This is a genomic window from Ruegeria sp. BB5 (assembly GCF_056539405.1).
Window position 1 is genome coordinate 284421 of record NZ_JBQFUX010000001.1, and the last position, 13846, is coordinate 298266.

General features: G+C 58.0%; 10 protein-coding genes. 7 read left to right on the top strand and 3 right to left on the bottom strand.

Annotation, left to right across the window (positions count from 1 at the left end; translation table 11 throughout):
- Window positions 1-85: 85 nt before the first annotated feature.
- Both ACR0DL_RS01450 and ACR0DL_RS01455 read right to left on the bottom strand, forming a co-directional pair.
- The gene (locus tag ACR0DL_RS01450) at window positions 86-1222 is read right to left on the bottom strand and encodes an alpha-hydroxy acid oxidase (RefSeq protein WP_480687255.1); all 1137 of its coding nucleotides are present in this window, start codon (window positions 1220-1222) and stop codon (window positions 86-88) included.
- A 39-nt stretch (window positions 1223-1261) separates the two neighbouring features.
- Entirely contained in the window at window positions 1262-3049 is a 1788-nt protein-coding gene (locus tag ACR0DL_RS01455; RefSeq protein ID WP_480687257.1) for a sensor domain-containing diguanylate cyclase, read from the bottom strand.
- Window positions 3050-3239: 190 nt separating this feature from the next.
- Here ACR0DL_RS01455 and ACR0DL_RS01460 point away from each other — a divergent pair, with 190 nt between their 5' ends.
- Entirely contained in the window at window positions 3240-5636 is a 2397-nt protein-coding gene (locus ACR0DL_RS01460; protein WP_480687259.1) for an ATP-dependent helicase, read from the top strand.
- A gap of 519 nt (window positions 5637-6155) precedes the next feature.
- On the opposite strand, the gene ACR0DL_RS01465 is transcribed toward ACR0DL_RS01460, so the two are convergent.
- The gene (locus tag ACR0DL_RS01465; RefSeq protein ID WP_170374516.1) at window positions 6156-6380 is read right to left on the bottom strand and encodes a DUF1127 domain-containing protein; all 225 of its coding nucleotides are present in this window, start codon (window positions 6378-6380) and stop codon (window positions 6156-6158) included.
- Window positions 6381-7289: 909 nt separating this feature from the next.
- Here ACR0DL_RS01465 and mraZ point away from each other — a divergent pair.
- Genes mraZ through ACR0DL_RS01495 form a run of 6 tightly spaced genes read left to right on the top strand, consistent with a single transcriptional unit; the run spans window position 7290 to window position 13833 of the window.
- The gene (gene mraZ, locus ACR0DL_RS01470; RefSeq protein ID WP_170348028.1) at window positions 7290-7793 is read left to right on the top strand and encodes a division/cell wall cluster transcriptional repressor MraZ; all 504 of its coding nucleotides are present in this window, start codon (window positions 7290-7292) and stop codon (window positions 7791-7793) included.
- A gap of 4 nt (window positions 7794-7797) precedes the next feature.
- A complete protein-coding gene (rsmH, locus tag ACR0DL_RS01475; protein ID WP_480688456.1) occupies window positions 7798-8790 on the top strand; it encodes a 16S rRNA (cytosine(1402)-N(4))-methyltransferase RsmH in 993 nt (330 codons plus the stop codon).
- The gene (ftsL, locus tag ACR0DL_RS01480) at window positions 8787-9155 is read left to right on the top strand and encodes a cell division protein FtsL (protein WP_170348029.1); all 369 of its coding nucleotides are present in this window, start codon (window positions 8787-8789) and stop codon (window positions 9153-9155) included. Before rsmH ends, ftsL begins: the two co-directional genes overlap by 4 nt.
- Entirely contained in the window at window positions 9152-10939 is a 1788-nt protein-coding gene (locus ACR0DL_RS01485) for a peptidoglycan D,D-transpeptidase FtsI family protein (protein WP_170348030.1), read from the top strand. Before ftsL ends, ACR0DL_RS01485 begins: the two co-directional genes overlap by 4 nt.
- Window positions 10940-10960: 21 nt before the next feature.
- A complete protein-coding gene (locus ACR0DL_RS01490; protein WP_226688708.1) occupies window positions 10961-12442 on the top strand; it encodes a UDP-N-acetylmuramoyl-L-alanyl-D-glutamate--2,6-diaminopimelate ligase in 1482 nt (493 codons plus the stop codon).
- Window positions 12439-13833 carry a UDP-N-acetylmuramoyl-tripeptide--D-alanyl-D-alanine ligase gene (locus ACR0DL_RS01495; RefSeq protein WP_480687262.1) on the top strand — a complete coding sequence of 465 codons (1395 nt, stop codon included), beginning with the start codon at window positions 12439-12441 and terminating at the stop codon, window positions 13831-13833. The genes ACR0DL_RS01490 and ACR0DL_RS01495 overlap by 4 nt, the downstream gene beginning before the upstream one ends.
- Window positions 13834-13846: the final 13 nt, after the last annotated feature.

The window sequence follows — 13846 nt, forward strand, 5'->3', positions numbered from 1 at the left end:
CAGTCGTTCTGGGTAGAACCGGCATGTTAACGCTCGCAAACGCCGCTTGGTGGCGCAAACTTACTAGCAATTCTGCGCTGCAGCATCAATTGCTGTATTGACGTGGCGTAAGTTGATCCAACTTTGCCAAACCCATCTGGCCCATATTCGCCAGCATGTCCTGTCGCAGAATGTCGATGACATGGGCCGGGCCGCGTGACCCAAGGGCAGCCAACCCATAAAGAAAACCCCGCCCCAGCATGACGAAATCCGCCCCAAGCGCCAAAGCTCGCAGAACATCAAGCCCGCCTTCAACGCCACTGTCAAAGATCAGCGGCAAGTCTGTGGCCGCTCGTATGGCGGGAAGCGCGCAAATGCTAGCCGGGGCGCCATCGAACTGCCGCCCACCGTGATTCGAGACCCAGAGCGCATCAATACCGGCTTGTTTCAGGCGAGCCGCGTCTTCGGCGCGCATCACTCCTTTCACAACGAACGGACCATCCCATGCATCGCGCAACCATTTGACATAGTCCATATCCGGCGATGTGCGTAGCAGGTATCCGATATGTGCCGTGGGGGACAGCGCGCTATCGCCATCGATGTATTTGTCGAGCGTCCTCATTCGCGGCATACCATTTCGCGCCATGCCCAAGGCCCAAGTCGGGCGTTGGGCGATCTGCGCCAGCAAACGTGGCGTCAGTCTGGGTGGATGGGTCAGGCCAGATCGCACCTGCCGTTCGCGCCGCGATGCAACCGGGACGTCAACTGTCAGCACAAGCGTTGAAAACCCGGCGGATTTGATGCGACCTAACATGTCCGCGCGAATATCCGGGTCCTTTGGAGGGTAAAGTTGAAACCAGGCGTTTTGACCAAGATGAGGAGCCAGATCTTCTGGGCTTTGGCTGGCGACGGTCGACAAAGTATACGGCAACCCTGCCTTGGCACCGGCGAGGGCCAGCAGTTTCTCAGCATCCGGCCAGATCAGCCCCGACATTCCAATCGGCGCAATACCGAAGGGCAAGGGAAAGTCTTGGCCCAAAAACTGTGTTCTGGTGTCACATTCGATAGGACCGTGCAGGATTGAGGGTAAAAACTCCACATCATCCAGTGCGGCCCTGTTTTTGTGCAGCGTGACCTCGGACCCTGTACCGCTATCCAGATATTCCCAGACGAAATGCGGAACCTTGCGCCGTGCGTGGCGTTTCAGATCGCCAATGCTGGGGAATGAGCTGTGCAGGTCCATACGAATTGATCCGACCTACACAGTGATTCTGCAAGGTTTTCAGGCCGCTGATGCTTGAGTTGTGGATTTGGTCGGTTGCACGGGCTTGCTTTTATTACCCTGTGCCGGATCAGCGCCATTGGCGACATGCACCTGATTTCGACCCTTGTCTTTGGCCACATACAGGGCGTCATCCGATGCATGCATCAAATCCTGGGGCATAGAACCGTGCGCAGGATAATGGGCAACGCCAACGGAAATCGTGATGCGCGGCAGTGATTTCTCACCATAGCGGACCGAAACAGCTTCGACCGCCTGCCGCAATTGTTCGGCCCGGGTCATGGCGTCTTCGGGGGTGTTGTCGGGCAGGATCAGCATGAATTCCTCACCTCCGATGCGGCAGGCAACCTCGTCCCGGTCACAGCCCTGTTCCAAGGCCGAGCCCACCGCGCGCAGCACCATGTCGCCCGCATCATGACCATGGGTGTCGTTGAATTTCTTGAAGTGATCCACATCCACAGCGATCAAGCTAAGCGGTGCGCCTGTCTGTTGGCTGCGGCTAATGGATTTGCGCAACGTGTCGGTCATATGCCGACGATTGAACAAGCCGGTCAGCGGATCACGGACCGATTGGTCATGCAATTGGTCCCGCATCCGCACGTTTGCAATCGCCATGCTGATTTGTTCTGCACACAGTTGGGCCAGTTTTCTATTGGAATGAAACACTTTTTGGCTGCCTTCATGCGCCCGCAGATGGAGCAGGCCAACTGTTTCGCCATGCGCCAGAATGGGAAAACAGAAATAGGGGCGGCCATCATGGGGTTCGGCATGTTCGCAGACAAAATCAATCTCAGACGCGCCGTATTGGTATGTGCGACCGCGACGCAGACCCCAGCATCCTTCAGGGTGGATATGCGCCTTGTGAGTGCCGCCGTTCCAGCTTGCGCAGCAATCCAGAACATCGCGCGAGTTGGAGTAGACATACACGCTGCCCTCTGCCTCAGGCAGGATGTGGGTCATAAACCGTGAAACCATGTCGAACAGTTCATCCAGAGATCGGCTCGACTGTAGCCATTCATTCAATTCGCCCAACAGGCGTACCTCACGCGCCAACCTAAGTTGTTCATCCATCAGGTTGCGTTCTTTGGCTGATTGCCGTTGCAGCGCGCGTACCTGCAGACGGTTGGTACGATATGTCACCAATGAGACGCTGGCCAAAGCAACCAGAGCAATGCCGCAAAGGATCGAAAGTGAAACCCTCAGTCGGGTAATAAATGTTGTGCGCAGATCGGTGAAATCGGTGAAAAACTCAATCGCGCCGATGAAGCGTCCGTTTTTTGTGATCGGAACGAACACCTCAGCCACCTGATGTTGCAGGGCGGTACGCGTGCTTTCGGAATGCAGGTCGAGTCCGTCGATCTCAGACAGTGGGAGCGCTTCCTGAATATAATGTGTCATTCCGCGTGCAACATCACTGCGGAAAAAGGCACGCGTTTCGTAGGATCCGATTTCCTCGGGACGTGTTGACCAGACAACGCGCCCGGCCGTGTCGAACATTTTGAACCGATACAAATCCGACGCTTCGGGCATCGAAGAAAGAAATTCGGCATCATGCGGGTCGATCTTGCCGGTTTGCAGCGCCGTTTCGGGATCTATTAGATGCAGAACAACGCGGCGTTTCCACAGTTCGGACTGTTTTAATATGTCAGTTTTCAGCATTCGGTCCACAACCGGTGCCGGAAGAGAATAGACTCCCCAACCTGCAACCGCCGCCAGCGCTATCAACATAACGGTGATCCCCGCCCATTTTACCCGATGGGCAAGCCGTCCCCGAGCCGTGAGTTTCATATCCTGTCCTCCCGCAATCTGACATCAGCATTGAGGCCAGAGTTTGAGAGAGAGTTAACGAGACCGGCATAGGAGCAGACAAAAAAAGCTCGAATTGCTCAGAGCTGTAGCTAAGGATTTGTTGCTTTTTAGGCGAACAAGCCGTGAACAAACCCTTTCCCTTGTCGCGGAACCAGCGTAGTTTGGAGGCATGAGCAGTTTCGACGAAATGGACGCCTTTGAGGGCGCATCGCTTTCGGCACGCGCTATGGCAGCGCGGCCCGCACCTTATCTGGATGAGTTGAACCCGGCGCAACGTGACGCGGTTGAGCGGTTGGACGGTCCGGTTCTGATGCTGGCCGGGGCGGGGACGGGTAAAACCAAGGCCCTGACCGCGCGTATTGCCCACTTGCTTAGCACGGCGCGGGCGCGACCGAATGAGATTCTGTCGGTGACCTTCACCAACAAGGCCGCACGTGAAATGAAAGACCGGGTGGGTCGCCTGTTGGGTCAACCGGCCGAAGGGATGCCTTGGCTTGGCACCTTTCATTCTATCTGCGTCAAGCTACTGCGGCGCCATGCTGAGCTTGCAGGGTTGAAGTCGAATTTCACCATCCTGGATACGGACGATCAGTTGCGTTTGCTTAAGCAGTTGATTCAGGCCGCCAATATCGACGACAAACGCTGGCCCGCACGAATGCTGGCCGGAATCATCGACGATTGGAAAAACCGCGCTCTGACGCCAGACAAGGTGCCCGCAGCGGATGCCGGGGCCTATAACAATAAGGGCATTGAGCTTTACGCTCAGTATCAAGTCCGCCTGCGCGAGCTGAACGCGGTGGATTTCGGCGACCTGCTGTTGCATATGGTCACGATCTTTCAAACCCATCAGGATGTGTTGGAGCAATACCAGCGTTGGTTCCGCTATATTCTGGTGGACGAGTATCAGGATACCAACGTGGCCCAGTATTTATGGCTGCGCCTGCTGGCCGGGGCGCATAAGAATATTTGCTGCGTAGGCGATGATGACCAGTCGATCTATGGCTGGCGCGGGGCCGAAGTAGGCAACATCCTGCGGTTCGAAAAAGACTTTCCCGGCGCTTACGTGGTACGGTTAGAACAGAACTATCGCTCGACCCCGCATATTCTGGCCGCTGCGTCGAATGTCATCCGCGGAAACGAAAACCGTCTGGGCAAGGAACTTTGGACCGACGCGCAAGAGGGCGAAAAAGTTCGTCTGATCGGCCACTGGGATGGCGAGGAGGAGGCCCGTTGGATCGGCGAAGAGATCGACGCGATGCAAGGTGGAACTCGGGGTGCGCGGCCCTTCAATTTGGATGAGATTGCCATTCTGGTCCGTGCTTCGCATCAGATGCGCGCGTTTGAAGACCGGTTCCTGACCATCGGTTTACCCTACAAGGTGATTGGCGGCCCGCGTTTCTATGAGCGGATGGAGATCCGCGATGCCATGGCTTATTTCCGGCTGGTGGTCAGCCCCGGCGATGATCTGGCGTTTGAGCGGATTGTGAACACTCCGAAACGCGGCCTTGGGGACAAGGCACAGCAGACGATTCAGATGAAAGCGCGCGAGCGTGGTGTGTCACTGGTCGATGGCGCGCGGATTGCAGTCGACCATGGGTTGATCAAGGGCAAGGGCGGCAAGGCGCTGCGCGAGTTGATCGACGGGCTGGCACGGTGGAATGCGATGACCCGCGGGCCGCGGATCGAGGTCGACGACGATTCGGTTATTGATGACGGTACTACGCCCGCGCGGTTCGGCGAGCCGGAGGTGTCGCATATCGAACTGGCACAGATCATTCTGGACGAATCCGGCTATACCGCGCATTGGCAGAACGAAAAGACGCCCGAAGCGCCGGGGCGGCTGGAAAACCTCAAGGAACTGGTCAACCAACTCGACAATTTCGAGAATTTGCAGGGGTTTTTGGAGCATGTCAGCCTGGTCATGGATAATGAGCAGGAAGGGGACGGAGCCAAGGTTTCGATCATGACCCTACACGCGGCCAAGGGGCTGGAGTTTCCCGCCGTGTTCCTGCCCGGGTGGGAAGACGGGTTGTTCCCGTCGCAAAGGTCGATGGACGAATCCGGCCTTAAGGGTCTCGAGGAAGAACGGCGGCTGGCCTATGTGGGCATCACCCGCGCGGAAGAAGTTTGTACGATATCCTTCGCAGCCAATCGACGCGTGTTCGGCCAGTGGCAAAATTCGATGCCGTCCCGGTTTATCGACGAACTGCCCGAGGATCATGTCGAGGTACTGACACCTCCGGGCCTGTATGGCGGCGGTCAGCCTGCGGCGGGAATTGAAACCCGCGCGGCTGAGGCAAATGTCTATAACTCGCCCGGTTGGAAGCGGATGCAAGCGCGGCAGGGGCAGTATGGGATGTTTCAGCCGCGCGAAACCCGCAACACGGTGATCGATGCAACCGCCGTGGCCAGCTTCACCCTGGGCGAGCGCGTGTTTCACCAGAAATTCGGCTATGGCGCGGTGGTCGGCATCGAAGGCGACAAGGTCGAGGTGGATTTCGAAAAGGCGGGCACCAAAAAGGTGGTCTCGCGGTTCCTGTCGGCCAAGGACGACATACCCTTTTAATCAAAAGGAATGTTCCTGACGGCACATGCTCGGTTTTTTTGGGGCGCCCGGCCATGGCTGCGGCGCCCTGTTTCATTTGTGAAAAAAGAAAAACGGCGGTTCCCAGGGAGGAGGAGGGGAACCGCCGTTCTTTTCAACACCAGGGCAGGGAGGAGAAGAGCCCCGATGTATCCGACCCGGGTTTGATCCCGGTATGTGTAAGTCGCGGCGACACCAGGGAGGAGGAGAGGTGTCGCCGCGCGCTTTCAACATCAAGGCAGGGAGGAGAAGAGCCCCGATGTATCCGAATCCGGGTTTGATCCCGGTATGTGTAAGTCGCGGCGACGTCAGGGAGGAGGAAGACGTCGCCGCGCGCTTTCAACACCGGGAAAGGGAGGAGAAGTACCCGGTGTGTCAGTTTCCGGCTTTCAGGGCCGGTATAAGGTGCGGCGATATCAGGGAGGAGGAGAGATATCGCCGCTGAAATACAGATCCTAAAGGGAGGAGGAAGGACCTGATCTCGGTTATGTCAGTGCGCGCTTAGTGCGCGACGTATTCTTCGGCCGCCTGCATTGCCACGCGGCGGATCATCGAACGGTGCAGGCCCAGATCGGCCAGCTCTCGGTTCGACAGTTCGGACAGTTCATTCACGGTCCGGCGGTAGACCCGGTACCGAACGAACCTGGTTTTTGCAGCCTCAATCAGTGATGCCAGGCCGGTTGCCGGTGCGCCTTTGAGCGCGGTCTGATGTGTTGCTACAGCCATCTGTGTTACCCGATATGTTTTGTCTTTGCCGCTGTGTCTCGGCGTTTGCTTGAGGATGAAGATAAGGAAATGCTGCACATGCACAATAGGTGAACTTGTCAATGCTGCTATGCAGCAAATGCATAGATATCAACGTGTTGGTGTGCTGTTGTCATTTGGGCCTTAAAAACAGGAGTTTTATGAGTGCCTTGCCCACGGTGGCAATCTTCCGAATTTTACTGGTTAGTAAAAATTGCCGCTTCTTTAAGCGCGATGTTTCTAAGTTGAGCATCTTTAAATTAAGGTGCGCCTCTTGCCTCACTAAAAGAGTGTTCCGGTGTGCATGGGAAATCATGGGCAACGCCTGGGAATGCCTTCGCGATTTGCATGGGGAGCCGCAAATGGAAGGTGATTCGTACGGTGGAAGCTGTGAGATTGACCTCTGGGTGATTGAATTTTCAAGAATTTGGAAAATTTTTGGGAATTCATGGGACATAATGTTCAGTGCAAGTTTTTAGCTATATATGGTATTTGGTCTCGATATCAATTCTAATTATGGTGTAATGCGGGTGGTTTTCAATTGATTGCCATGCGTCTATATTGCGATTCTTGCTTAAGTACATTGAAGTTTCCTATTGATTTCCATGAATTCCCATGGCATCCCTTGTTTATCCGATGAGGACGAGGCACATGGGGCGCCAAACGACCCCGAACCAATAAAAACAGGTTTCATACAGGCATCTCGCTTTCATCAATCAAGAGATCCGGCGCGCGGGCGAGCAGACATCCCCCCAGGTGGCGCGCGCAGCTGGACATCCCGCAAAGCGGGTCAATGCGGCGGGTTGATCAGTGGCAGCAGATCAACCCGCCGTTTTTCATCCGGGGGGAACGTGAATTTTGGGTGGGGCGCAAGCGAAAGGGACAGTCGTCTTGGCGCGCAGGTTTAGAGGTGAAAGCCACCACAAGGTGGATACGAAGGGCAGGGTGTCGATCCCGGCCTCGTTTCGCCGTGTGCTTGAGGCTTCGGACCCGAACTGGCAGCCCGGTGATACCCCCGAACTGGTGATCGTCTATGGAGATCACCGCCGCAAATTCCTTGAATGCTATACCATGCAGGCGATTGACGAGGTCGATCACAAGATTGACGCGCTTCCGCGTGGTTCGATGCAGCGGAAGATGTTGCAGCGCATGTTCCACGGTCAGTCCTTCCCAACCACCGTGGATGAGACGGGTCGCCTTGTGCTGCCGGCCAAGTTGCGCACCAAGATCGGCCTTGAAAACGAGGCGTTCTTTATTGCCGCGGGTGATACGTTCCAGATCTGGAAGCCTGAGACATATGAGTCTGAAGAGCTGGCAGCCGCCGAAGATTGGCTGGACGAACAGCCCGAGGATTTCGATCCTCTGGAGTTCCTAGATGGCGTCGGGGACGCGTGACGGCATGGCCGGCGCTGACACCCCTTCCGACAAACCTCATATCCCTGTTCTGCTGCGCCCATTGCTGGCGGCTGTGGCGCCGGTTTCCGGTGCTTGGCTTGATGGGACGTTTGGGGCGGGTGGTTATACGCGTGGCCTACTGGAGGCCGGGGCTGACAAAGTCATTGGCGTGGACCGTGATCCGTTGGCCTTTGAGATGGCGGCAGACTGGGCGGGTGGCTATGGCGACCGGCTGGTTATGCAGCCCGGGGTGTTTTCCCGCATGGATGAATACGCGCAAGATCTGGATGGCGTGGTGCTGGACCTCGGCGTCTCGTCCATGCAGTTGGATCAGGCCGAGCGTGGCTTTTCCTTCATGAAGGACGGCCCGCTGGACATGCGAATGAGCCAGGAGGGTGAGAGCGCCGCCGATCTGGTGAACACGGCGACCGAGGCCCAACTGGCCGATATTCTGTTCCACTATGGTGAAGAACGCGCCAGCCGACGGATCGCCAAGGCGATTGTGAAAGCGCGGGCGGATGAGGCGATTACGACGACCCTGCGTCTGGTTCAGATCATCGAATCTTGCTTGCCGCGCCCCAAACCGGGGCAGTCGCACCCGGCAACGCGCAGCTTTCAGGGGCTGCGGATTGCAGTGAACGCGGAATATGAAGAGCTGTTTCATGGGCTTATGGCTGCCGAACGCGCGTTGAAGCCAGGCGGGCAACTGGCTGTTGTGACTTTCCATTCCATCGAGGATCGGATGGTCAAAAGGTTCTTTCAGTCCCGCGCAGGCAAGACCGGGCGTGCCAATCGCTATGCACCTGAAATGGAACAAGAACTGCCACAGTTCACACTTAAGACCCGCAAAGCTGTGGGTCCGGATGAACAGGAATTGCAGGAAAATCCGCGTGCGCGCTCGGCCAAGCTGCGTGTGGCGGTACGAACTGAGGCTCCGGCTGGGGAAATTGATGCCCGCGCCATTGGGATGCCGCAACTGGGGGGAAGGGCAAAATGAAGAGTGTTTTGTATGTGTTGACTGCTCTGGCCGTGTTCGGACTGGCGCTTTGGGCGTATCAAGAGAATTACCGCACCCAGCAAGTGGTGAAGGAAACACAGAAGCTACAGCGCGAGATTGGCATGGCGCAGGTGCGGCTGGCCGTTTTGAACGCCGAATGGGCTTACCTGAACCGTCCCGACCGACTGCGCGAATTGGCCGACCTTAACTTTGAACGTCTGGGCCTGTTGCCGCTGCGCGCCGAACAATTCGGACGCGCTGATCAGATTTCTTACGCCGAGGACCCGGACCTGCCTATCGTCGACCCGGTCGAGTTGCAGGCGATCACCAGTACTCAGGCGCTGGGCGAGGTGCAGATCCCATGACCCGTACCCCTCTGCGCCCACTGGCCCGCGTTCTTGATGCCCGCGCTCGCGGGGAAAACCCAAAGGCGATCGAGCGGGAAAATATCCGTCAGCGTCACGAAGACATGAAAGATCGCGCCCGCGCCCGCGCCGAAGGGCGTTTGCTGGTGCTGGGCCTGTTCTTCTTCTGCGCTTTCTCGGTGGTAGGGGTCCGAATGGGCATGCTTGCGACGTCCGAGGCACAAGAGCCGCTGGCAAGCGCCCCCGGTGCTGCGATTGCGATGCAGCGCGCCAATATCGTTGACCGCGAAGGGCGCATTCTGGCAACCAATCTGGACACCTATTCTGTCTATGCACAGCCACCTGCAATGATCGACCCAGTCGCCGCTGCAGATCAGCTGGTGGCGATCTTCCCTGATCTGGAAAAAGAGCGTCTGGTCAAGGATTTCACCGGTAATCGCAAGTTCCTGTGGATCAAGAAACGTATCTCACCGGAACAGAAACAGGCGGTGCATGATATCGGCGATCCCGGCATCTTATTTGGCCCGCGCGAGATGCGGTTATATCCGAACGGGCGTCTGGCCGCGCATATTCTGGGTGGTTCGGGCTTTGGCCGCGAAGGCGTCAGCGCCGCCGAAGTTATCGGCGTGGCGGGGGTCGAGAAGCAATTCGACGATTATCTGCGTGACCCGGCCAACGGCAACAAGCCGCTGCAACTTTCGCTGGACCTGACCATTCAAGCAGCGGTTGAGCAGGTTTTGTATGGCGGCATGAAGATCATGAACGCCAAAGGGGCCTCGGCGGTGCTGATGAACGCACACACGGGCGAGGTCATCTCGGCCGCGTCGCTGCCGTCCTTCGATCCGAACGACCGTCCGCGCCCGCCAACCTCGGGATTTGATCCGTCGGACAGCCCATTGTTCAATCGCTATGTGCAGGGCGTTTATGAGCTGGGCTCGGTATTCAAAATCTTTACTGCCGCGCAGGCTGTTCAGTTGGGGTTAGTGAATTCTGAGACAATCATCGACACCTCTGGTCCGATGCGGATCGGGCGGTTCCCGATTGGTGAGTTCAACGGCAAGAACTATGGTAAGATCAGCGTTGCGGATGTGATCGTCCACAGCTCGAACCGTGGCACGGGCCGATTGGCCTTGCAGATCGGGTCGCGCCGTCAGCAGGATTTCCTTGAGGCGCTGGGCATGTTCGAACCCACCCCCTTTGAAATTGTCGAGGCCGCAGGCGGTGAACCGCTCAAGCCCAAGAAATGGGGCGAGCTGAGTACGGTGACCATTTCTTACGGTCATGGCCTATCGACCAGCCCGATGCATCTCGCAGCCGGATATGCAGCGATAGCCAATGGCGGGCATTATGTCAGCCCGACCATTCTGCGCAAAAATGGTGCTCAATACGGGCCGCGAGTCATGTCCGAAAGCGCCGCGAAACAGGCGCAGAACATGCTGCGCCGTGTGGTGACAGATGGCACTGCCAGCTTTGGCGATGTTGCAGGCTATGACGTGGCGGGTAAGACCGGCACGGCGGATAAGCCCAAGCCGCGCGGTGGGTATTATGATGAAAAGGTAATCGCGACGTTCGCGACGATCTTCCCGGCCTATGATCCTAAATATGTGTTGATCGTCACTCTGGATGAACCGTCCATCGTGGCCTACGGCGAAAAGCGCCGGACGGCGGGTTGGACGGCAGTTCCCGTGGCTGCCGAGCTGATCGGACGGATAGCCCCGCTGCTTGGGTTGCGTCCCCGGCTTGAGCCTGAGGCGCGCGCTGCTATAACCCTGACCTCAAATTAGGCTGTCCAGCAGAGGTGGGTCATGGGCACAAGGACGAAAACACTTAGCCAACTGGCCCTGACTGCGCGGGGCGGGGCGAATCCCGACGTCACTGGACTGGCCGTTGACAGCCGTGACGTGAGGGATGGCTATCTGTTCGCCGCGCTTCCCGGCACCCGCGTACATGGTGGAGAGTTCATACAATTCGCCCTGCGTATGGGGGCCGCTGCGATCCTGACGGATGCTGAAGGCGCTGAAATAGCGGCGGAGGAACTGGCCGCATCGGACGCTGCTTTGATCGTGGTTGAAGACCCCCGTCAAGCGCTGGCCGGATGTGCCGCGCTTTGGTTTGGGGCCCAGCCGCAGCACATCGTGGCTGTCACCGGGACAAACGGAAAAACGTCCGTGGCCACCTTTGTACGCCAGATTTGGATGGAGCTTGGACTGGCCGCCGTCAATCTTGGAACAACAGGGGTTGAGGGTGCGTGGACCGCACCGCTGGCGCATACCACGCCCGAGCCGATTACCTTGCACCGCTGTTTGGCCGAAGCTGCGGAAAACGGCGTGACCCATGCCGCGATGGAGGCGTCTTCGCACGGGCTCGAACAACGGCGTCTGGATGGCGTGCATCTGGCCGCTGCGGGCTTTTCGAATTTCACGCAGGATCACCTGGACTATCACGAAACCTTCGAGGCCTACTTCGCCGCCAAGGCGGGATTGTTCGATCGTGTGTTGCCACAGGACGGCACCGTGGTAATCAACATGAGCGACCCCAAGGGTGTCGAGGTTCGCAAAATAGCCGAAGCGCGGGGTCAAAGTGTATTGACCGTCGGGCTGGGCGATGCCGATCTGTGCCTAATCGGTCAGCGTTTTGACGCAACCGGGCAAGACTTGCGGTTTTCCTGGCAGGGCAAGGTGCTGCAAACCCGTCTGAACCTGATTGGAGGGTTTCAGGCCGAGAATATCCTGCTTGCCTGCGGGCTGGTCATCGCCGCCGGAGAAGAGCCCGAGCGTGTGTTCGAAACCTTGCCGCACCTGACAACCGTTCGGGGCCGAATGCAGCTGGCTGCGACACGTGACAACGGCGCGGCGGTATTTGTCGATTACGCCCATACGCCGGACGCGGTGGCAACGGCGCTCAAGGCGATGCGGCCGCATGTCATGGGGCGCCTGATCGCCATTGTCGGCGCGGGTGGGGATCGGGATGCCACGAAGCGCCCGCTGATGGGTAAGGCAGCCGCCGATCATGCGGATCTTGTCTTTGTCACCGACGACAACCCACGCAGCGAGGACCCGGCCACGATCCGCGCCGCTGTTCTGCTGGGTGCGCCGGAGGCCACCGAAGTGGGCGATAGGGCCGAAGCCATCCTGCGCGGCATTGACGCTCTGCAACCCGGTGACGCGCTGTTGATCGCCGGGAAAGGCCATGAGACTGGGCAAATCGTCGGTGATCAGGTGTTGCCGTTTGATGATGTGGAACAGGCCAGTATCAGTGTGGCCGCGCTGGACGGGAGGGTGGCATGACGCTTTGGACAGCAGCCGAGGCGGCCGAGGCCACCGGAGGGCGCGCCACGACCGATTGGATGGTAAATGGCGTATCAATCGACACCAGGACCATTCAGCCGGGCGACTTGTTCGTTGCTCTCAAAGCCGAGCGTGACGGGCATGATTTTGTGGCGCAGGCGTTGGAAAAAGGTGCGGGTGCTGCATTGGTGTCGCGTATTCCCGAAGGTGTTCCGAAAGACGCCCCGCTGTTGATAGTCGATGATGTTCAGACCGGGTTAGAGGCATTGGGGCAAGCAGGCCGCGCCCGAACTGACGCGCGCGTAGTGGGTGTTACCGGCAGCGTCGGAAAGACCTCGACCAAGGAAATGCTGGCGACCATATTGGAAAAGCAGGGAAAAACCCACGCCAGCGTGGCCAGCTATAACAACCATTGGGGCGTTCCTCTGACGCTGGCTCGAATGCCGCGCGACATTGAATTCGCCGTGATCGAGATCGGCATGAACCACCCCGGAGAGATTGCCCCGTTGGCGCGTCAGGCACGCCCGCATGTGGCGTTGGTGACGACAGTTGCGGCGGTCCATCTTGAGGCGTTCGATTCGGTTGCGGGTATCGCTCAGGAAAAAGCCGCGATCTTCGAAGGGCTCGAGCCAGGTGGAGCGGCCATCGTGAATGCTGATATCGAACACGCAGAAATTTTGCGTCAGATCGCGCAGGACTACGGGGCCGGTATCGTTGATTTTGGCCGTAAGGCTGCAGATTACGCTTTGACTGATGTCTCGCAAGGAGGCGACTCGGTGCGTGCGGAAGCTGCGGTTGGGGATGCCACCATCGCCTATGACGTGCAATCGGCGGGTACGCATTTTGCCATGAATGCGCTGGGTGCATTGGCGGCCTGTGTTGAAATGGGTGTTGATCTTGATGAAGCCATCGCAGGTCTGCGCCAATGGTCTCCGGTCAAAGGGCGGGGCGTGCGCGAGGTGCTGCCGCTGGCGGCGGGCGGGCAGATTGAGCTGTTGGATGACAGTTATAATGCCAATCCTACTTCGATGGAGGCAGCGTTGGATGTGCTGGCTGCGGCCGAGGGCACACGCCGGGTCGCTTTTTTGGGTGATATGAAAGAGTTGGGCACGCAGGAAATCGCCATGCATTCCGGAATGGCGGATGTCGCGGCAATGGCGCAGGTCGATCAGGTTCACTGTATCGGTCCGTTGATGAAGGCTCTGCATGCAGCGCTGCCCGAGGGCAAGCGCGGGTTGTGGAGTGAAACAAGCACCGAAATGGCCGCGCATCTGCCGGATTTGATCCGGGCAGGCGATACGGTTCTGGCCAAAGGGTCGCTGAGCATGGCGCTGGCTCAGATTGTTGACGGTTTGCGGAAAATGGGGCAAGGGAGCGCGCTTGACCCATGACCTCCGCATGAGA

Coding starts and splice junctions, on each gene's coding strand:
- ACR0DL_RS01485 (WP_170348030.1), top strand. CDS start 9,152: ATGACCCGTACCCCTCTGCGCCCACTGGCCCGCGTTCTTGATGCCCGC.
- ACR0DL_RS01460 (WP_480687259.1), top strand. CDS start 3,240: ATGAGCAGTTTCGACGAAATGGACGCCTTTGAGGGCGCATCGCTTTCG.
- rsmH (WP_480688456.1), top strand. CDS start 7,798: ATGGCCGGCGCTGACACCCCTTCCGACAAACCTCATATCCCTGTTCTG.
- ftsL (WP_170348029.1), top strand. CDS start 8,787: ATGAAGAGTGTTTTGTATGTGTTGACTGCTCTGGCCGTGTTCGGACTG.
- ACR0DL_RS01490 (WP_226688708.1), top strand. CDS start 10,961: ATGGGCACAAGGACGAAAACACTTAGCCAACTGGCCCTGACTGCGCGG.
- ACR0DL_RS01465 (WP_170374516.1), bottom strand. CDS start 6,380: ATGGCTGTAGCAACACATCAGACCGCGCTCAAAGGCGCACCGGCAACC.
- ACR0DL_RS01495 (WP_480687262.1), top strand. CDS start 12,439: ATGACGCTTTGGACAGCAGCCGAGGCGGCCGAGGCCACCGGAGGGCGC.
- ACR0DL_RS01455 (WP_480687257.1), bottom strand. CDS start 3,049: ATGAAACTCACGGCTCGGGGACGGCTTGCCCATCGGGTAAAATGGGCG.
- ACR0DL_RS01450 (WP_480687255.1), bottom strand. CDS start 1,222: ATGGACCTGCACAGCTCATTCCCCAGCATTGGCGATCTGAAACGCCAC.